Raw genomic sequence first — 19,297 nt, 5'->3', positions numbered from 1 at the left:
GAGCCGTTATGTTAGAAACCATGCGACGTCACGGCATCACACTAGCCATTTTTGCTGCAATTACCACCGGGTTGACGGCTGTCGTGAATTCACTCACCAAAAGTACTATCGCAGAACAAGCCGCACAACAGCACAAGTCGCTGCTTGATCAGGTTATTCCGCCGGCCCTATACGACAATGATATACAAAACGAATGTTATCTAGTCAATGCGGATGCTCTGGGCAATAACTTGCCTCATCGTCTCTATCTGGCCCGTAAAAATAATCAACCCGTGGCGGCGGCGTTAGAAAGTACTGCACCGGATGGTTATTCCGGTGCTATTCAATTACTGGTTGGCGCAGATTTCTCGGGAAAAGTGCTTGGTGTACGGGTTACAGAACATCATGAAACCCCAGGACTAGGGGATAAAATTGAAACCCGGATTTCAAACTGGATTCATGTATTCTCAGGGAAAACCATCACATCAAATCATGACCGGCACTGGGCAGTGAAAAAAGATGGCGGCGAGTTTGATCAATTTACTGGTGCCACTATTACCCCACGCGCCGTGACAAACTCAATCAAACGAACCACACTTTATTTACAGACTATACCTAAGCATCTCTCTTCTCTAGAATCCTGTGGAGAAAAATCATGAGTGAAACCAAAAACTTATTTATCCAAGGGCTATGGAAAAACAATTCCGCTTTAGTACAACTGCTAGGATTGTGCCCACTGTTAGCCGTATCTTCCACTGCAACCAATGCGCTCGGCTTAGGGCTGGCAACGACACTGGTTCTAGTCTGTACCAATATTGCGGTTTCCAGCTTGCGTCGTTGGGTACCCAATGAGATCCGTATTCCAATTTATGTTATGATCATCGCCTCGGTTGTCAGTACTGTCCAGATGTTGATTAACGCCTACGCTTTTGGTCTGTATGAATCATTGGGGATTTTCATTCCACTGATTGTGACTAACTGTATTGTTATCGGCCGTGCTGAAGCCTATGCCGCGAAAAATCCAATTATGCCATCGGCGATTGATGGCTTAGCAATGGGATTAGGAGCCACTTTTGCCCTGTTTGTTCTTGGTGCTATTAGAGAAATTCTCGGCAATGGAACCCTATTTGATGGCGCTGATTTACTGCTGGGTAATTGGGCTAAGGTATTACGAATAGAAATCGTTCATATGGATTCCCCTTTCCTGTTAGCGATCTTACCACCCGGCGCTTTTATCGGTTTGGGATTAATGCTGGCAGCGAAATATCTTATTGACGAAAAAATGAAAGCTAGGGCAATAAAAGAAAAAAGCCGTGCAATAACCATGTTACCAGAATAGGACAGTTCCATTTGATATGAACAAGCAGAAACGTATCGAAATTTTAACGCGTTTACGGGATAACAACCCAAAGCCAACAACTGAATTAGTTTTCACAACACCATTTGAGTTACTTATTTCAGTACTGCTTTCAGCGCAAGCAACAGATGTGAGCGTTAATAAAGCCACAGCGAAACTCTATTCAGTTGCTAATACCCCCAAGGCAATACTTGACCTTGGTGTAGATGGGCTGAAAGAGTATATAAAAACTATCGGTCTGTATAACACCAAAGCGGAAAATACAATTAAAACCTGCCAGATATTACTGGAAAAACATGCTGGCGAAGTTCCCGAAGATCGTGCTGCATTGGAGGCATTGCCAGGTGTTGGCCGCAAAACAGCTAATGTGGTGTTAAACACCGCTTTCGGCTGGCCGACTATTGCAGTCGATACCCATATTTTTCGCGTTTGTAATCGTACTCAATTCGCGCCCGGTAAAAATGTCAATGAAGTCGAAAATAAATTACTGCAAGTTGTCCCGGTCGAATTTAAAGTTGATTGTCATCATTGGCTTATTTTACACGGTCGTTATACCTGCATAGCCCGTAAACCTCGTTGTGGTTCCTGTATTATTGAAGATCTATGTGAATTTAAAGAAAAAATTTACCCTGAGTAACTATTGTAATTTCCATACTGTTTTACGCTATTGTGCAGATGTTGCTTGCTCGACACCATCAATTCGCGTAAAACTGTTATTCTAAAAAACTATCTGATAATAACCCTCAACTTTCTCCGCGGATATTATGTTTCAAAACAACCCGCTGCTTGCACAGCTAAAACAGCAACTTCATTCCCAAACACTTCGAGTAGAAGGTTTGGTCAAAGGTACCGAAAAAGGATTCGGATTCTTAGAAGTCGATGGGCAAAAAAGTTATTTTATTCCTCCCCCACACATGAAAAAAGTTATGCATGGCGATCGAGTGACTGCCGCTATTCATACTGATAAAGAAAGAGAGATCGCCGAGCCAGAAACATTGATCGAGCCATTTTTAAGTCGCTTCGTTGGCCGTATTCAGAAAAAAGAAAATGATAACCGTTTATGGATCATTCCTGATCACCCACTGCTAAAAGATACTATCCCTTGCCGGCCGACCAATCAGGTCACTCATCCATTTCAACATGGTGATTGGGCCGTCGCTGAAATGCGTCATCATCCATTGAAAGGCAGCCGTGGTTTTCATGCAGAAATTACCGGCTATATCACTGAAGGCGACAATCACTACGCCCCTTGGTGGGTAACACTCACTCGCCATAACCTGGAACGTGATGCTCCCACTATGACTGCCGATTGCCAGATGAACGATGGCGATCTTGAGCGCATTGACTTAACATCGCTGGATTTTGTCACTATTGACAGTGCAACCACGGAAGATATGGACGATGCTTTGCATATTGCTAAGCAAGATGACGGTAGCCTGAAACTCAGTATCGCCATTGCTGATCCAACCGCTTATATTGCGGCTGACAGCGAACTGGATCAAATCGCCCATCAACGTGCTTTCACTAACTACCTGCCGGGTTTTAATATCCCCATGTTGCCACGCGATCTGTCAGAGAATTTATGCTCTCTGCGCCCTAACGTCCGCCGTCCGGCATTGGTTTGTCAAGTTTCTATTCTGGAAGATGGTCAACTGGGTGATGATATTGCGTTTTTCTCTACTTGGGTTGAATCAAAAGCTAAATTGGTTTACGACGAAGTTTCTGACTGGCTGGAAAAAACCGGGACTTGGGAACCCGCTTCCGAAGCGATTAAGACTCAAATCACACTCCTGAAGGAAATGAGTGATCGCCGTAACCAATGGCGCCACCAAAATGCGCTTATTTTCAAAGATCGTCCTGATTATCGCTTCATCCTCGATGATAATGGTTACGTATTGGATATCGTAGTAGAACAACGCCGCACAGCTAACCGTATTGTTGAAGAAGCAATGATCACTTCTAACCTGTGTGCCGCAAAGATACTACGCGATAAGTTAGGTTTTGGTATTTACAATGTTCATATGGGTTTTGAGCCACTGCAAATTGAACAAGTGGTTGAATTACTGAAAGAAAATGGTGTCGATGCTAACACAGAAGAATTGTTAACCTTAAACGGCTTCTGCAAATTACGCCGTGAATTGGATAAACAGCCAACACAATTCCTTGATAGTCGCATTCGTCGTTTCCAGACTTTCGCAGAAATTAAACCTGAACCCGGCCCTCATTTTGGTCTCGGTTTTGATGCTTACGCCACCTGGACATCACCGATCCGTAAATACAGCGACATGATTAACCATCGTTTACTGAAAGCGATTATTCAAAAAACGGATGTGGAACAACCCTCAGAAGAAAGCTGTTTGCAACTGGCTGAACGTCGCAGACTGAATCGTATGGCTGAACGTGATGTAGGAGATTGGCTGTATGCCCGCTTCCTGCAACCACACGCAGGAACAGAACAACGATTTACCGCAGAAGTCATTGATATCACCCGTGGTGGTTTACGTGTCCGGCTGGTCGATAATGGTGCAGTGGCCTTTATACCGGCACCATTCCTACATGCCGTGCGTGATGAACTGCAATGTAGCCAAGAGACCGGTACAGTGATTATCAAAGGTGAAATCGCTTACCAATTGAACGATATTATTGATGTTCGTATTGATGAAGTCAGAATGGAAACGCGTAATATTGTCGCCCGCCCTACGGCCTGATTTCCCTTAATTGAACCCTTTCTGAGTCAAACTACAGCTTAATCGCTGTAGTTTGTTTTAATCTTACATTTCGTTCTGTTCGATACGGGGTGTCACTATATTGAACCATTATCATTATCCCCTCACAGCGATAACATTTCCCTTTCCATTTCTTTACAAATATTTACTATTTCTACTGTTTACTATTCACCACAGAGTAACTTTAATAAACATCCCATATTAACTACAGAAGCCTTTCAACCCACCTATCAATGGATATATACCCGTCATCTTTCAAGTTGCCTCTTTGTTGGCTGCACTCGCTCACCCCGGTCACATCGTTATCTATGCTCCCGGGGATTCACTCCCTTGCCGTCGCGATGCATCTTGAAATCCATTGAGCATATTGGTTTATATTTAACCATACTATAAAAACTATAAATAAATATTTATAAATAATTATACTAATTAATAATTTTACAATGTTATTAATTAGTATTTGATATTAATTGAGATTAACTATAATTACCCTGCCTTACGATTGTGACTTTAAAATCAAAAAATAATATTTTTATATGAACAATCATTTCTATAAATCAAATGGATACAGTAGCTATACAGCTAAATAAATAATAAATTTAATCAACTTGGAGGATTATATGTCACATTTTGAATATGATATCGAAAATAAAAACGACACCTATCAATTAAAAGAAAATGAATATACTGTGGTCAATGGAAAATATTGGGAGTATAAGCGAGATGAAAATGAAAATAAGCCATTTATTCACCTACTGAAAGGCAATCAAGACTATCCAACTTGGATAACCTCTGATATTAAAAAAGTGAGTCTATATATCATAGAAAATTTATTTTCTTATAATAAATACTCAACTAAATTACAACAAAATTTAAAACAAGCTGTGAACGCCGTTTTCAATGAATATTCCGAAATAAAATACTCTGAGTTACTGCATAACATTAACAATATATTCAACCTTTTTTTCATAAAAAATTATAATAGTCCTGATATCGATACAGCAATCAATATTTTAATATCAAAAATAGAAATTCATGAAAAGTTAGCAAGCATAAATAAAAATAAAATCGATTCAGATCAAACTAAAATCGATATATGGCAGGAACTGGGTATCAACGCGGAAGAACCTTTACTGAAAATATATCGTCAGGCATTCTCTACCGGAGAAATCGATGATGAGCTCTATTCAGATGCATTGCTAACTTTTATGTCAGATGGCAATGTAACGTTAAGTGATAAAGAAAAATCAGATTATAATCAACGAATCAAAGATAAAGAAGATCTTTTCAAATCCTATAAAAAAGGCATTGAAAAGGTGAATAGTTTAATTTCCGCTAATAATATTAATCCAGGTATTCCGATTATTCATCCAGAAACAAATCAAAGTATCAGCATTGGAGATGACATACTATTAGCGCTACTAGCCAAAGAAGAGATAGCATTAAAAAAACAACATCGTACCGAGTATAGTCAGAAAGATATTTTTGAACTGCAAACTCTACAAGCTGCTAAGTATCATTTATTAATCTTATCTTCATTAGGTGCCCTATTATATCAGATTGCCCCTAAAATCGGAAAAATGATTCAAGGTCATGGTGATTATCGTGATATCATTTTTTCCCAAGAGCAGGCTGAATTATTATTTAAAAAACATAATATTCACTATGATACTGATCATGTTCTTTCTCAAGAATCAAAACATATTGAAATGGAAGGCTGTATTATTTTAACAGCCGCAATTATTTATCGAATGAGAAAAGAGAATGCCAATGAGGAACAAGCATTTAAGTACTCTACATTAGAAACAATAAAATTATTTGAAAATGACAAGCAAAAACTTAATCCTTTCAATAAAAGCAACATAAAGCCAGCAGGATATTTTTCTTTTATTGATTTCAAAAAGAGAGATAAATTTGATTCACAATATAATTTTAATGAGCAATTTAATGTTTATAAAAACAAATACAGTCATTATGAATCCATTTCACTCAGTAAGTTAATACTTTCATCTCCGGCTGCGCAATTAACTGCCGAAGAGATTGTTAATCCACCAGAAGAAGCCTTTCTCTATTCAGTCGAACACGGAATGGGAAATGTCGCCATGATAAAAATGTATCAGGGTAATTGGTTGGTTGTCTCAACAATACAAGGAGGCGTGAAAGCAAAAAAATATTCCCAACAACAAGTTGATAGCCAACCCACCTTACATGCTATGTCTAGACCCAATGCACTATTTTTAATTGAGCAAAAAATAGAGATAGGCATGGGGATATTAATGGCAAATAGAATGATTCCTACAGGAAAAAGACTTTTCCCGATTGGCTATGTACGAGCCAAAACCTTCAGCGGCTTCTCAGAAACAAACCGATATAAACATTCTTACGACGCATTTTGGAATGATTATTACGGTATAACTTCAGGAATGAATGTCGGAATTAGCTTCACGGGTTCACCTACATTTAATTTCTATAAAGATGAAAACTTACTTTCTGTTACCTCAACGATAATACAGCAAGGCTTAAACGATATTACAATAAAAAGTAAACAGGCGCTGGATATTACCTCTGGTTGGCATATCGCGGCAACCATTTTTATTCCTTTCTATAATGTTATCTATAAAGCAACAACCGATAGTGAATATAAATTAACTGGAGAGGATATTGGCTCCATTGTCTTTGATACAGCAAATGTGCTGTTAGTTGTTGCTACCCTAGGTATGTCATTGACTGAATCAATGGCCGCAAAAGTCACACAGACCACATTGCGCCTCAGACAAGCCGGTCTAACCGGAAGAGCTTTAATTACAGCGGTTATCAGAACATTACCAGAGCATGGCGTAATCACTTTACGCCAATCTTCTCGCATTCTGCTCGGCGGATTAATTGATTTAATCGAGCCTTTACCGATTAGATCAACACTGACCTTAACTTACCGAGGAGTTGTAAGCGCAGTAGGTGTGATAAAAAATAGCATTAAACTTGAGAAAAGTTTCGCCGATATTTTTAGCAAAAGCACCAGAGGGATTGGTAAACTTAAAAATGAATGGAAAGTCAGCAATATTTCACTCGACGAAATGGCCCCTCATACAAATGAGGGAATATATAAAGGGATTTATTCAATACGCTCTGCTAATATGGAAACAGCAATTAAACAAAATTACTATATAAAGGAATCTGGTGCTAATTATCCAGTCAAATGGGATGAAGCAAACCACACTTGGCGCGTAGCCAACCCGGCTTATCCGAAACAATTTAGTTACTGGTCTGCGGTGAAATTAGATAAAAATGGCCATTGGATTACTCATACCGATGTATCTAATAAATTTCTTATCCTGGAGCAGAGTAAAAAAATAGATCATGAACTTGAAGCAGCACGCAGTAATATTAATAACGATAAAATATTAGATGCATTTATTCATATCAATACCGCATTCAAAAGTCATGAAAAGTATGATATCGATAAACTATCAGATATTACTGACACATTAAGCCATTTCTTGGAAAAATCCCTAAAACTTGGAGATAAACAAGCCCTACTCAACACAGAGATAGTGAATATCCAACAAGCCTGGATACGTGAAGTCACCTTACCATTACAAAACAATCTAAGTATTTCGGCTGAAAAGATTAATGCCATCAAAACCGAACTGCCTTATCTATTGAAGGAAATCTATCCTATTGGAAATCAATTACCTAATGAATCAGCAATCAATAAAATTGCCCTAGCTATTGAAGAAATACCTGTCACACCGATGCCAAAATATTCTTCGGGTAATATCCAAAAAACTATACAATATACATCCATAGAGAGTAACCGTGTAGATATTCCTCCTATCGGGATCACAATAACAGGTAATGATCTATTTATTAATCAAGTCACTCACGTACTAGATGAAATAAGTGAAATTCCTTCCGGAAATATCGTTATTCAGGAGCTTGAAAAACAGGGTTTAAATATACAACCACCGACGATGGATGCCATTGTACGCGAAAAAGAGGGTCAATTTTATGCTCGTAATAGCGCCGGTAGCAGTATTGCCTTTGACCCAGAGAATCACCTGATTGGCACAGAAGAAAAGCTTGTCGAGGAGCCATGGCGTTCCCGTGAACCTGCTATCGCTTTATATCATGAGATGCTACATATCTATTATAATCGTTACCCAACATGGTTTACTTCTATCGATAATAAAATAATTGATCAAAAAGTCAGTGGCGGTTTTTCTTTGCTGGAAGAATCACGCATTGTGGGAACAAAATATTACTCCAATGATAAAAATACGTTATTTGATTTCAGTAATTCCGGCTATTTATTAGAAAACAATTCTGCCTTATTGACTGAAAATAGATTCAGAGCAGAATATGCCATATTCAAAGGTGAAAGCGAGTATGTTATTCAACCTTATTATGGCAAAGGCGATAGTCAAATCCCATTAACAAGTACTAGAATAAGCACCAATGAATCACACCGTAATGTCATGGGTGTGGGAAGTGGAAAACCTGAAAAAATGCCCGGTGAATCAGCTACTGATTACCGTAATAGAGTGAAGGAATGGCGAAAAGAGAATAAAAAACCAGGGATGGATATAGATATTGGATCAGCGGATATTAGAAAAAGAAAAGCACAACTCAGAATTGAGCTTTTACAAAAAGAATATCCTCAACTTGAACCACAAAAAATTGAGCTTGGCGGAGCATTCGAATTATGGACAGTACCTAATGAACCGGCGAATAGATTAATGCTGAGTTCACATGGATATTTTTTCTCTGATAGTGCAATGACGCAAGTCCCCGCGGGAAAAACGATTCAATTTCTTGGTCCTCACGGTCAAACATTATTGGAATCACTGGAAAGTCCATTGAATTCTCCCTTTGATGTTACATTGGGTAATAGCGGCTTGACTGTACAACCTTATGCAACAATTAAAGCAGGCAACACAGCAAGTCTGGCTAATGTAAGAATAGGTGATAAGACGTTTACCGTGAACGATATTCAGAATATGGCTACCAATGATATTGAAAATTATCTGCTAGCCACTGGAGTAGAAGCCAATACAGTTAATCATGGCAGGGTAAGAAATTACGGTATCAAATATTATGAGAAAATGCCTGATGAGGAAGTGAAAGCGGCAATATGGAAAAATAGGACAGACAGTACAAATATCAATAAATATGACACACTATTAGTCAGCCCGGAAGCGGGGAATCGTAAAAAATTGTCCGATATTTTTACGCTGCTGAAAACCGACGAAAGGATGGCAAAATATGATGAAATAACCTTTGTTGCCTGTCGTGAAGAATTGAACAGAATAAATATGAAATCAGTACATGATACCGGACTTGGCGGTGGTTATGAACCCAAACTACAACCAACGGTGATTATTTCACGTTCTAAACGATCGGAGACTCTCACGCCGGATGGAGCAATTATTTATTCTATTATTGCGGTAAATCTACATCATAATCTCATAACAGAAAAAATTATCGGCATAGCACCTTTCTTGTTGATAGATAATTAAAAGGTTTTTGTATTACTTGAAACACTAAATTAAGGCGGGAAATATTTTCTCGCCTTATTTATTTTAAACTGTGTTAATTCTGCGCTAGGAATTGCATCCTACGATTTTGATATCTTATTTAGCCTACTATATTAAATTACACCTTTTGACTTTAGAAACGTTAGATATGATTAAAAAGAAAAATTTTAATCAGTCAGATTCTGTGTCTCCACAAGGTGTTGTATCCAGTGTATTAAGTATTTTATTAAAACTGACGTACAAAAAATTGACAGAACCTAAAGAAGTCGATGTCATTGGAATTATTCAAGATACATTAATTAAATATACCAGTGAATGGTTAGAAGCAGAGTATCAAGCCGTAAGAAAAGATGCGGAAAGTTTACAAAATGCCATCTCATCTTATCAAAAGAATCCCACAGATGAAGCAAGACAATTAATTGTAGTTCGTAATGAAATCGCGATAGCGGATATGCGTCGCTTGTGTATTCTCAGTATTAATACAGCGAAGAAAAACAGTATTCCTCTCTTATCCAGCATTTGTGCCCTTTCCTGTTTATTATACTTTTTTACATTAAGAGATACCTTGGTTAATGGATCGGAATGGGGTTATTCACTTTATGATCTTCAAAAATACAGCAAAGCAATAGCCGAACAAGCAGATATTATGTTTAACGATATTCTAATTGCCGCTCTTAATAACTATAACAGTGAAGATTTTTATGAGCCAGAGACACAGGCAAAGCGCTCAATGATATATTGGACAAGTGACTATACTAATATTCAATCCCATTTAACTTTTGGCGCACAACGAAAATCTTCGCGTGTTTGTTTAGATCCAAATGACACAGATAATTTATTTATCGACCATAACTACAATAATATTTTTCTCGGCGATGTATTTTTGAATGGTGGTAGGTCATCTAGAAAAGTTACCGAAACCTTGGTAACAATCTCCTTTATTTCTTGCTGCTCTTGCCAAATAGTATTGCACGGGTCTGGTATACAGAGCAGCAAAAGCAAGTGCAATATGCCTGCCCTCTTCCATTAATGCGTTTTATGTTAACTATGGCGGAAACCCACCAAAGATCGGCGAATTACCTGATTATGATGCCGATGCAATAGTGCATCGTTATAAACCCAAAGCTAAGCCATTGGAGTTGGTTATTCCAAGACTGCATTTGTATCGTGAGATTTAGTGCATGACTGTTATTTGACCGCATTAGTCATTTGTCATAAAAAAATGACTAATTTGATGATTTTTTCATCTGCCGTAATGAAAATCATTTTTTCCAATTTAGTCTGTGAGACCAGAATTCTATCAAACGGATCTTTGTGCATCTTATCAGGCAAGGTCAATACGTTAACTGTATGTTCACCTTTTTATCGGTAGTTCTTTAAAATCATTATCCAGTAATTCTTTGCGTAGAACATGCGGCTCAATGTCTATCTTCCCAAGATCATATTTGATAGCCACTTCCCAAATGCTGGCTGCACTGAAAAAGACCTGATTATCAAAATTGGTGAGAATGTCCATACATTTCTGATTCAGCTTCGTTGGTTGGCTATAACTTTACCGTTGCGCGCAATAAGGAATGGCTCCCCGGTTGTTGCCACACTGTTTAGCAGTTTGGACAGATGTGTCTTAGCTTCGTAGATATTGATTTTTTCCATCAGCAAGACCTCATTTTTAAACCTAAAGTCATTATCTACAGCTCTCAGACCTAGTCAAGTTAACCAGATCAACAGAATATTTGATACTCATAAATAAATTGGTTATTCCGAAACTGCATTTAGCATGATTACTATTTGACCTCCCTAGGTCATTTGTCTATCATAAAAGTGACAAATGACTAACGAGGTGCTTATGAGAGTATTTACACCAAACCATAAAACACAAAGCAACCCACTTTGGAGAACAGTGGGTTTCCCTTCAAGCAATGGGCCACATTTAAATGCAGTATTAAATGAAGGGCTACCTATAACTGTAGTTGAAAAAATACAAGATTGGTCAATGTTTGCTAAGAGAGATATTCTACGAATCACGGGTATCCAAATGCGCAACTATTCAAGACGACGCTCAAATAAAGGTAAATTCACAGCAGATGAAAGTCAGCGTATTGCCCGATTCGTACGTGTCATGGATTGTGCTGTAGATTTATTCGATGGCGATAAAGATAAAGCAACTCAGTGGATGAAACGTCCCGTTCGGGGGTTAGGATACGTCACGCCTGAATCAATGCTGGATACAGAAAGTGGCGCGCTGGATGTCATCAATCTCATAGGCAGAATTGAACATGGAGTTATATCGTGATCCTATACCGGCTCATACGTTCGAAGTATGTAGAATCAGCGTGGAGCGGTACTGGAGCAAAACTGTATGGTGGCCGCTGGCACAATATAGGAAGGCCAGCAGTCTATGTTACTACTTCTGTTTCCTTGGCTGTTCTGGAAGTTCTTGTTCATGTTGGGGATGATGAGCTTCTTACTGATTTTGCACTGCTAAGTATTGATATCCCCGAAAACCAGATTGATATTTTAAATATTGATACTTTACCTCCAGATTGGAACGATCCTATACCTCCGGTAAGCACAATGGAAATAGGCAGTGAATGGCTCGATGTTAATGATTCCATTGGCCTTATGGTACCTTCTGCCATCATACCTTACGAGAATAATGTTATGCTGAATCCTATGGCGAAAGATTTTCAGAAATACATGAGCACGATCAAACGCCTTGATTTTGGTATTGATTCCCGACTGGCAAAAACAAAAAATAGTTGAGGAGCAAGGAAATGAAAACCGGAACACAAGGCTCTGGTTCAAATAGCTAAACAGCGATTATTTCAAGCTGCCAACCATATCTTCAGGTCGAACCCACTCATCAAACTCAGCGTCTGTCAAATAACCCAGTTTCATTGTGGATTGTTTCAAAGTCAGCCCTTCTTTATGCGCTTTCTTGGCAATTTCCGCTGCTTTGTCATAACCGATATGGGTATTCAGCGCCGTGACCAGCATCAGCGATTCATTCAGCAACTGCGTAATACGATCGCGGTTAGGCTCAATACCTGATGCTTGAGATCCTACAACTGCGGCTACTTTACCCTATGGATTTCAAGGTGCATCGCGACGGCAAGGGAGCGAATCCCCGGGAGCATAGGTAACTATGTGACCAGGGTGAGTGAGTGCAGCCAACAAAGAGGCAACTTGAAAAATGACGGGTATAAACCAGATTCATGAACTACCCGCGGTGGGTATGGGACTCATATAAAGCTTTAAATCATCATAAATACATTTATGAGATTCAATTAGCACTCTTAAATACTTCTCCTTTCATATCAGATTTTAGTAAAATAAGAGCTATAATAAAGTCTATTAACCATAAAATTTAAACTTAAAAGGTGTATTTATGGCTCTAATTCTTTATACCGAATCGGAGTTGCTAGAAGAACTTGGGCACCGCCTCCGTTGGCATCGGTTACAGCGTAACATGCTCCAGACAGAACTAGCTCTCAGGAGCGGTATTTCCGTCTCTGCGCTCAAAAAACTTGAAGGCAGCGGACGGGGCACGCTTGAGAATTTCATGAAGGTCGTCTTTGCTCTACGACTGGAGAACGAAATTAAGTCCCTGTTTACGCCACAACAGATCAGCATTGCACAGCTCGAAGCCATGAAAGCACCGGTTCGCCAGCGCGCCCGGCGAACCCAACGTTCGTCTCGGAAACCCTCCGGCAATGGCCGCGCCCATCAATCAAGAGACTCAAAAAAATGACGACACAAAACTTTCAGTACCGATCACTGGGTCGGCTACAAGTGATCTACAGTGGTCGTGGGGAACAGTGGGTGTTGGGCCATCTGGCCGAAAGTACTGTGCGTGGCCGCTATTTATTTGAGTACACCCATGAAGCTCTTGATAGTGGCATCGAATTCTCGCCCCTACAACTGCCACTTTCCACAGAGACTTACGCGAATTTTGAGCACTTTCAGGACTGGCTTCCTGGTTTCATCGCAGATTCCCTGCCGGATGGCTGGGGACGGCTGCTTATGGACCGGTTCCTTCGCCGTAATAATGTCGATCCTGGCCGGATTTCCGCCCTGGAACGCCTGGCATTACTGAGCGATAACACGATGGGGGCTCTGACCTACCAACCTGCTCTGCCTTTACCGGACGACCAGGAAGACAAATATCGTATTCTGAGCTTGACCGGACTGGCTCAGCAGATCCGTCAGGAAGTCACCGGTCAGGACTCGGAGGCACTGCGTGAACTTTTCCTACTTGGCGGCTCGCCTCACGGAGCCAGACCAAAAGCACAAATAGAATATAATCCATCCACCGGCCAGATGAAAACGACTGCGTTCCCAGGAAGTAAGCCTTGGTTGGTCAAATTCCCCGCAGCAGAAGAAAATCCTTGGGTCTGTGCCCTTGAAGAAGTGTATGCCTGTACTGCCAGAATAGCGGGCATTGATTTTCCCACAAGTCGCTACTTCCGCCTTGAAGGGGAGCTTGCTGCTTTCGGTGTCCAGCGTTTCGATCGTGAGAATGGAATGCGGGTGCCGGTACTAAGTATAGCCGGTGCCCTACATGCCGACTTCCGATTACCCTGTATGGATTACATAGATATCTTACGGGCAACTGGCTCCATCACCCGCTCTATTGTTGCACGAGAAATCCAAGCCCGTCGTATGGTATTCAACGTGTTGATGCATAACCGCGATGATCATGTGAAGAATTTCTCCTTCATTCTGAATGAAAGCAATGAGTGGGTGGTATCCCCCGCCTATGATCTGACCTTTGCGGACGGACCCGGCGGACAACATCAAACCTCAGTGACCGGCCACGGAGCAGATATCACCCGCACTATGTTGCTTAAGGTTGCCAAAGATGCGGGCATCGCGTCGGCCAAAATGAACAATATTATTGATGAAGTAGCGGATGTCGCCGCCGACTTCGCCCATACTGCGCGAAATATAACTGATGATATTCCCGCTGACGAACTCCATCAGGTCACGAACTGCATTAACCGTAATCTGTCTTATCTTAAACGATAAATTCAAGGTACACAGGCCTTCTTAATTCTTATGTTAATCAGAAAGCCCCGGCGGAGGTACTGCACATCAGCCACGTCTCGACTGTCGTCTGAAAAGGATTACAACCCTAACTCAGATAATCCAGGATGATCATCAGGACGGCGACCTAAAGGCCAATGAAATTTGCGCTCAGATTCTTTTATCGGAAGATCATTAATGCAAGCATAACGGTTATACATCAAGCCATCTTCGTTAAATTCCCAATTCTCATTACCATATGAGCGAAACCAGTTACCGGAATCGTCATGCCATTCATAAGCATAACGAACCGCTATCCTATTATCAGTAAACGCCCAAAGTTCTTTAATCAATCGATATTCATGCTCTTTCGCCCATTTTCTGGTTAATAAATCCTGAGCTTCTTTACGACTATGTACAAATTCAGCACGATTACGCCAATAGGTATCCAATGAATAAGCCAATGCCACTTTTTCAGGATCACGGCTATTCCATCCATCTTCCGCCAAGCGGACTTTCTGAATAGCAGTTTCGCGGGTAAATGGCGGCACCGGCTGGCGAATTTCTTTTATACCCGTCATCTTTCAAGTTGCCTCTTTGTTGGCTGCACTCGCTCACCCCGGTCACATAGTTTGCTATGCTCCCGGGGATTCACTCCCTTGCCGTCGCGATCCATCTTGAAATCCATAGGGTATATATTAGACATATTGTCTCCTAATTAAATTTTCCATTAACTCACATCGTATTTATTCAGCAATGCCTCGGCAATATTCATCGCCTCTAAAGCATAATGTGTATCATTCATCACATGCGCAGTTGTAATAGCGCCTTCTATTAAGAGCAGGAGCTTCCTCGCTAAATCCACTGATGAATCCGGCGATATTTCTTTACAAATAGACAGCACGTAAGTAAAAACTTTCTCTTTATGTTCCTTAGCAATTATTCTTACCGGATCATCAGGATTAGGGCGCTCACCGGATGTATTGATAAATGCACATCCTCTAAAATCATCACTCGCGAACCATCTTTGTAATACCAAAAAAATATTCAGCAATTTCTCTTTAGGTGTTTTATATTCAGCTATTGATGAGGTAAACCACCGCATCCATCGTTCATCTCGCCGACGAAGAACTTCTTCAATCAACCCCTCTTTCGTACCAAAATAACGATAAATTGTCTTACGTGAAGAACCTGTCGTGCGCGTTATCAGATCGATACCCGTCGCCGCAATCCCCCTTGTGTAAATTAATTCCTCTACAACATCCAACATGTTTTCCCTGATGTTGGACGCCTGCTCACCTTCCATGTTTTTCATGGTAGAACGATCATTCTCCACAGTCAACCTCTTTACTGAAAAAATAGATTTAAATTGTTATCTCTATGATTTAAAAAGTAATTATTAATGTTCATCGCCTTTATCATCAAAGTTGCTCATTCCCATACGAAAATGCCTTTTAATAATGATCTTATCAGAGAAATGAAGAAATAATGAAGAAATAATATTAATTATATTACTATCCTTAAGAGGGGGAAATAATATCAAAATATTATTTTCATAGAATATTAACAATAATATATTTTATCTCTTTATTGTGAATTATTTCTAATTAAAATGATTAAGAATATTATTAACAAATATCTTAAAACACTACCAATAATTAGACTCAGGAGTAAAATGAATGAAGGGCGAATATCCGCCCTTCTATACCCTATGGACTTGAAAGATAACGGGTATATCAACCACCAGCTAATTTAACTGTCATACCTTTGGCTTCGAGTAACTGTTTCAATAATTCTCTTTTATCGCCCTGAATTTCGATCTCACCCTCTTTCACTGAACCACCACAGCCACATTTTTTCTTCAACTCAGCCGCCAGCTTAGCTAACGTCTGATCATCAGCATCAATCCCGGTAATCACGCAAACCCCTTTTCCTTTACGGCCACTGGTTTGACGCTGAATACGAACAATGCCATCCCCTTTTGGACGCTGAGATTCAACCGTTTCTTCCTGAATACGCCCTCTGTCTGTGGAATAGACCAACCGCGAATTATTATCTTGCATTAATCACTCCCGCAATAGATTGATTAATTTGACGCAATGCGGCCGCAGGATCGGCGGCACGGGTAATCGGACGGCCAATGACCATATAATCAACGCCAGCCAATACCGCCTGTTCTGGCGTCATGATACGGCGCTGATCACCCACATCACTGCCCGTCGGGCGAATTCCGGGAGTAACTAATTGAAAATGCTGACCACAAACCTTTTTCAGTTGCTGAGCTTCATGCGCAGAACAAACCACACCATCCAGCCCACATGCCTGAGTCAGTTTTGCCAACCTTTCAGCCTGTTGCGCTGGTGTCATATCAATCCCAATACCTTGCAGATCCGATTGTTCCATGCTGGTTAATACCGTGACAGCAATTAACAACGGAGCATCATGACCATAAGGCAGCAGCGCCTCTTTCGCCGCTGTCATCATTCTGGTGCCGCCACTAGCATGTACGTTTACCATCCAAACCCCCATCTCAGCAGCGGCAGCTACCGCTCTGGCGGTGGTATTAGGAATATCATGGAATTTCAAATCTAGAAATACTTCAAAACCACGTTGGCGCAGCAACTTAACAAACTGCGGACCATGTAAGGTAAACATCTCTTTACCTACTTTCAGACGGCAATCCTGTGGATCAATTTTATCGGCAAAAGCCAGCGCCGTATCCTGATTGTCGTAATCTAAAGCAACAATGACAGGCGAGCTAATCTGTCTACCGAACGATGTTAAGGTATGAGATGTCATTTTTTAACCTTTTTGACTAACAAAGCAATATTATGGTGACACTGTCACTGACCATCTAATCCACGGATCGGTTTAATAGAATCCCACGAACGGCATGATGGACAGTGCCAGTAAAGCGAATGAGAAGTAAAGCCGCACTTATGGCAGCGATAATTAGGCTTGGTGCGAATTTGCTCACCAACCATGTCCCGTAGCAAGATAATACTTTCTTTCGCCCGGCCCTCTTCTGCTTCGGCCAGGTGGTAATCCATCAAGCGATAAAATAGGCGCATGGTCGGATGACGCTCCAATCGATGATTGATGTAAGTTTGCGCGACTTCATGCCCTTCTTGCTGCTCGATAATATCAGCCAGCAAAAGCTCAGCCGTTGCCCCACAATCCTCTTCGACACAACGTCTCAGGAAATTTTCCCATTCATCAAGCTGATTCCGATGTTGGTAACACTCCTGGAGAATAGGTAACACCTCACTCACCAATTGTTTGTCCTGCTCAAGAACAGATTTTAAAGCATCCGCCGCTTTATTGTACTCTTGCCGGGCCATAAACAGACGCCCCAACATGATAGAAACTCTGGCACAGTTTTTATCTGTCTGAACTGCTTTATTGAGATAACTGATAGCCTCATCAAGATCATCACCGCTCATCTCCTGTAAAGCGAGTTCACAATAAAAATGCGCAATTTTTTCCCGTAAATCATGTTTGCCGGATTTGACTAATTTCTCAGCAATATCAATGGCTTTTTTCCAATCACTGGTTGCCTGATAAATAGCCAGCAGCGATTGAAATGCATTTTGGCGAAAATCTTTTTCATTCACCAATTGAGCGAACATATTTTCAGCACGATCATACAAACCCGCAGACATATAATCGCGGCCCAATTGTTGCGTCGCAAGCAAACGCTGATCAAATGTCAGAGAAGCGCTTTCCATGAGAGATTGATGAATGCGGATAGCCCGCTCTACTTCTCCCCTGGAACGGAATAGATTCCCCAAAGTCAAATGCGCTTCAAAAGCAGAACTGTCCTCTTTAAGCATTTCAAGAAACAGATCCACGGCTTTATCTTGCTGGTTTGAAAGGAGAAAGTTAACCCCGGTAACATATTCTCGTGATAAGCGATCGGCATTTTGTTGCTTATCCTGTTGAGCACTTCTGCGCCCCATATACCAGCCATAAGCAGCGGCCACAGGAAGCAACAGAAACAACAGCTCTAACATAGGGGTTTATTCCTTGCTAAGTGCAAGCGATGAATGAGTAACCGAAGGTTCAACAGGTTGCTCCAGTTGCGCTTCAAGTCGCTTAATCTTGCGTTCAGCTCTTCTTAACGACAAACGAGCACGAAGATAAAATAATCCACAGATAACCCAACCTAACACGAAACCGCTAGCAAATAATACAGCTAAAAGTGTAGATATAGAGTAATTCCCTTTAGCAATCAGATAGTTAAATGTAACAATCTGTTCGTTATTTGATCCAAGAGTCATCGAGACGACAAAGATCACCAATACCAGTAATAAAATCAGAAAATATTTCACATTTTTTCCTGTTATCTATTGTTGCTTGGACATTATGCTGGATAACGGCTCATTAAATTAGCATTTCCAGTCTGGATAAAGGAAGCAATTTATCATGATAAATGCGTCTTTCAGCTTTTTTACGATATCTTCCCATCGATTAAGTGTAAATAAGAAGCAATGACACCGCCAAATCCTTTTTGTCGTTAATCAACCGCCATTTTTCTGAGCGACGACGCGACCTAGTGTTATAACTGTCATTTATATATGATTATTTGAAAGTTTTTGACAGATAATTTGCGGTAAATATGGCAAGATATAGCCGCATGATAATCAGAGAAAATCTTTTACGCAGTGTCCGCTGAT

Annotated in this window: 20 protein-coding genes and 2 pseudogenes; 12 read left to right on the top strand and 10 right to left on the bottom strand. The window is 40.5% G+C overall.

Features of this window, described 5'->3' with window-relative positions:
- Positions 1-8 precede the first annotated feature (8 nt).
- The 7 genes and pseudogenes from rsxG to ACGF49_RS18115 all read left to right on the top strand — a co-directional run.
- Positions 9-638, top strand: coding sequence for an electron transport complex subunit RsxG (gene rsxG / locus ACGF49_RS18145; RefSeq protein ID WP_113041385.1), 630 nt, complete (start codon positions 9-11; stop codon positions 636-638).
- The gene (locus ACGF49_RS18140; RefSeq protein WP_113041384.1) at positions 635-1,318 is read left to right on the top strand and encodes an electron transport complex subunit E; all 684 of its coding nucleotides are present in this window, start codon (positions 635-637) and stop codon (positions 1,316-1,318) included. Before rsxG ends, ACGF49_RS18140 begins: the two co-directional genes overlap by 4 nt.
- A 16-nt stretch (positions 1,319-1,334) precedes the next feature.
- Positions 1,335-1,973 (top strand): endonuclease III, encoded by a 639-nt coding sequence (gene nth / locus ACGF49_RS18135; protein WP_113041383.1) that lies wholly within the window; start codon positions 1,335-1,337, stop codon positions 1,971-1,973.
- A gap of 127 nt (positions 1,974-2,100) precedes the next feature.
- Complete coding sequence (locus ACGF49_RS18130) at positions 2,101-4,044, top strand: exoribonuclease II (protein WP_113041382.1); 1,944 nt, start codon at positions 2,101-2,103, stop codon at positions 4,042-4,044.
- Positions 4,045-4,682: 638 nt separating this feature from the next.
- Positions 4,683-9,578 (top strand): putative adhesin, encoded by a 4,896-nt coding sequence (locus tag ACGF49_RS18125; RefSeq protein WP_387492153.1) that lies wholly within the window; start codon positions 4,683-4,685, stop codon positions 9,576-9,578.
- A 166-nt stretch (positions 9,579-9,744) separates the two neighbouring features.
- Positions 9,745-10,626, top strand: coding sequence for a hypothetical protein (locus tag ACGF49_RS18120; RefSeq protein ID WP_387492151.1), 882 nt, complete (start codon positions 9,745-9,747; stop codon positions 10,624-10,626).
- A pseudogene (locus ACGF49_RS18115) lies at positions 10,563-10,774 on the top strand (DNA replication terminus site-binding protein); the annotation flags it as partial. The gene ACGF49_RS18120 and the pseudogene ACGF49_RS18115, both read left to right, overlap by 64 nt.
- A 176-nt stretch (positions 10,775-10,950) precedes the next feature.
- On the opposite strand, the gene ACGF49_RS18110 reads toward ACGF49_RS18115, so the two are convergent.
- Positions 10,951-11,112 carry a hypothetical protein gene (locus tag ACGF49_RS18110; protein ID WP_205068530.1) on the bottom strand — a complete coding sequence of 54 codons (162 nt, stop codon included), beginning with the start codon at positions 11,110-11,112 and terminating at the stop codon, positions 10,951-10,953.
- An 11-nt stretch (positions 11,113-11,123) separates the two neighbouring features.
- Complete coding sequence (locus ACGF49_RS18105) at positions 11,124-11,249, bottom strand: type II toxin-antitoxin system Phd/YefM family antitoxin (protein WP_113041379.1); 126 nt, start codon at positions 11,247-11,249, stop codon at positions 11,124-11,126.
- A gap of 193 nt (positions 11,250-11,442) precedes the next feature.
- Here ACGF49_RS18105 and ACGF49_RS18100 point away from each other — a divergent pair, with 193 nt between their 5' ends.
- Both ACGF49_RS18100 and ACGF49_RS18095 read left to right on the top strand, forming a co-directional pair.
- The gene (locus tag ACGF49_RS18100; RefSeq protein ID WP_271859055.1) at positions 11,443-11,889 is read left to right on the top strand and encodes an antitoxin Xre/MbcA/ParS toxin-binding domain-containing protein; all 447 of its coding nucleotides are present in this window, start codon (positions 11,443-11,445) and stop codon (positions 11,887-11,889) included.
- A complete protein-coding gene (locus tag ACGF49_RS18095) occupies positions 11,886-12,359 on the top strand; it encodes an RES family NAD+ phosphorylase (protein ID WP_113041378.1) in 474 nt (157 codons plus the stop codon). Before ACGF49_RS18100 ends, ACGF49_RS18095 begins: the two co-directional genes overlap by 4 nt.
- 57 nt (positions 12,360-12,416) lie before the next feature.
- On the opposite strand, the pseudogene fumC reads toward ACGF49_RS18095, so the two are convergent.
- Positions 12,417-12,650: pseudogene (fumC, locus tag ACGF49_RS18090) on the bottom strand (class II fumarate hydratase); the annotation flags it as partial.
- Between fumC and ACGF49_RS18085 the strand changes: the two are divergent.
- The 3 genes from ACGF49_RS18085 to ACGF49_RS18075 all read left to right on the top strand — a co-directional run bounded on the left by ACGF49_RS18085 (position 12,651) and on the right by ACGF49_RS18075 (position 14,624).
- Positions 12,651-12,815 carry a hypothetical protein gene (locus tag ACGF49_RS18085; RefSeq protein WP_158536500.1) on the top strand — a complete coding sequence of 55 codons (165 nt, stop codon included), beginning with the start codon at positions 12,651-12,653 and terminating at the stop codon, positions 12,813-12,815.
- Between the two features lie 169 nt (positions 12,816-12,984).
- Complete coding sequence (locus ACGF49_RS18080) at positions 12,985-13,347, top strand: helix-turn-helix domain-containing protein (protein ID WP_113041377.1); 363 nt, start codon at positions 12,985-12,987, stop codon at positions 13,345-13,347.
- Positions 13,344-14,624: a type II toxin-antitoxin system HipA family toxin gene (locus tag ACGF49_RS18075; protein WP_262978501.1), complete on the top strand. Its 1,281-nt coding sequence runs from the start codon at positions 13,344-13,346 to the stop codon at positions 14,622-14,624. The genes ACGF49_RS18080 and ACGF49_RS18075 overlap by 4 nt, the downstream gene beginning before the upstream one ends.
- A 98-nt stretch (positions 14,625-14,722) precedes the next feature.
- Here ACGF49_RS18075 and ACGF49_RS18070 read toward each other — a convergent pair whose 3' ends face one another.
- From ACGF49_RS18070 to ACGF49_RS18040, 7 genes are all read right to left on the bottom strand, one after another.
- Positions 14,723-15,172: a nuclear transport factor 2 family protein gene (locus tag ACGF49_RS18070; protein ID WP_228902717.1), complete on the bottom strand. Its 450-nt coding sequence runs from the start codon at positions 15,170-15,172 to the stop codon at positions 14,723-14,725.
- The gene (locus tag ACGF49_RS18065; protein ID WP_228902714.1) at positions 15,108-15,248 is read right to left on the bottom strand and encodes a hypothetical protein; all 141 of its coding nucleotides are present in this window, start codon (positions 15,246-15,248) and stop codon (positions 15,108-15,110) included. The genes ACGF49_RS18070 and ACGF49_RS18065 overlap by 65 nt, the downstream gene beginning before the upstream one ends.
- A 103-nt stretch (positions 15,249-15,351) precedes the next feature.
- Positions 15,352-15,957 carry a TetR/AcrR family transcriptional regulator gene (locus tag ACGF49_RS18060; protein WP_228902713.1) on the bottom strand — a complete coding sequence of 202 codons (606 nt, stop codon included), beginning with the start codon at positions 15,955-15,957 and terminating at the stop codon, positions 15,352-15,354.
- A gap of 400 nt (positions 15,958-16,357) precedes the next feature.
- Positions 16,358-16,684: a stress response translation initiation inhibitor YciH gene (gene yciH, locus ACGF49_RS18055; protein WP_011146654.1), complete on the bottom strand. Its 327-nt coding sequence runs from the start codon at positions 16,682-16,684 to the stop codon at positions 16,358-16,360.
- Complete coding sequence (gene pyrF / locus ACGF49_RS18050) at positions 16,674-17,420, bottom strand: orotidine-5'-phosphate decarboxylase (RefSeq protein WP_228901999.1); 747 nt, start codon at positions 17,418-17,420, stop codon at positions 16,674-16,676. Before pyrF ends, yciH begins: the two co-directional genes overlap by 11 nt.
- A 44-nt stretch (positions 17,421-17,464) precedes the next feature.
- A complete protein-coding gene (gene lapB / locus ACGF49_RS18045) occupies positions 17,465-18,634 on the bottom strand; it encodes a lipopolysaccharide assembly protein LapB (RefSeq protein WP_112872301.1) in 1,170 nt (389 codons plus the stop codon).
- A 6-nt stretch (positions 18,635-18,640) separates the two neighbouring features.
- Complete coding sequence (locus ACGF49_RS18040; protein WP_112872300.1) at positions 18,641-18,952, bottom strand: LapA family protein; 312 nt, start codon at positions 18,950-18,952, stop codon at positions 18,641-18,643.
- Positions 18,953-19,297 lie beyond the last annotated feature (345 nt).

Source organism: Photorhabdus sp. RM96S, from assembly GCF_042879335.1.
Classification (GTDB): Bacteria; Pseudomonadota; Gammaproteobacteria; order Enterobacterales; family Enterobacteriaceae; genus Photorhabdus; species Photorhabdus kayaii.
The sequence above is the reverse complement of the archived record's forward strand: the minus strand, read 5'-3'. Positions and strand labels throughout refer to the sequence as shown.

Bases quoted from the DNA above. Each gene is read 5' to 3' on its own strand.
- rsxG (WP_113041385.1), top strand. From the start codon at position 9: ATGTTAGAAACCATGCGACGTCACGGCATCACACTAGCCATTTTTGCT.
- ACGF49_RS18140 (WP_113041384.1), top strand. From the start codon at position 635: ATGAGTGAAACCAAAAACTTATTTATCCAAGGGCTATGGAAAAACAAT.
- nth (WP_113041383.1), top strand. From the start codon at position 1,335: ATGAACAAGCAGAAACGTATCGAAATTTTAACGCGTTTACGGGATAAC.
- ACGF49_RS18130 (WP_113041382.1), top strand. From the start codon at position 2,101: ATGTTTCAAAACAACCCGCTGCTTGCACAGCTAAAACAGCAACTTCAT.
- ACGF49_RS18125 (WP_387492153.1), top strand. From the start codon at position 4,683: ATGTCACATTTTGAATATGATATCGAAAATAAAAACGACACCTATCAA.
- ACGF49_RS18120 (WP_387492151.1), top strand. From the start codon at position 9,745: ATGATTAAAAAGAAAAATTTTAATCAGTCAGATTCTGTGTCTCCACAA.
- ACGF49_RS18110 (WP_205068530.1), bottom strand. From the start codon at position 11,112: ATGGACATTCTCACCAATTTTGATAATCAGGTCTTTTTCAGTGCAGCC.
- ACGF49_RS18105 (WP_113041379.1), bottom strand. From the start codon at position 11,249: ATGGAAAAAATCAATATCTACGAAGCTAAGACACATCTGTCCAAACTG.
- ACGF49_RS18100 (WP_271859055.1), top strand. From the start codon at position 11,443: ATGAGAGTATTTACACCAAACCATAAAACACAAAGCAACCCACTTTGG.
- ACGF49_RS18080 (WP_113041377.1), top strand. From the start codon at position 12,985: ATGGCTCTAATTCTTTATACCGAATCGGAGTTGCTAGAAGAACTTGGG.
- ACGF49_RS18075 (WP_262978501.1), top strand. From the start codon at position 13,344: ATGACGACACAAAACTTTCAGTACCGATCACTGGGTCGGCTACAAGTG.
- yciH (WP_011146654.1), bottom strand. From the start codon at position 16,684: ATGCAAGATAATAATTCGCGGTTGGTCTATTCCACAGACAGAGGGCGT.
- pyrF (WP_228901999.1), bottom strand. From the start codon at position 17,420: ATGACATCTCATACCTTAACATCGTTCGGTAGACAGATTAGCTCGCCT.
- lapB (WP_112872301.1), bottom strand. From the start codon at position 18,634: ATGTTAGAGCTGTTGTTTCTGTTGCTTCCTGTGGCCGCTGCTTATGGC.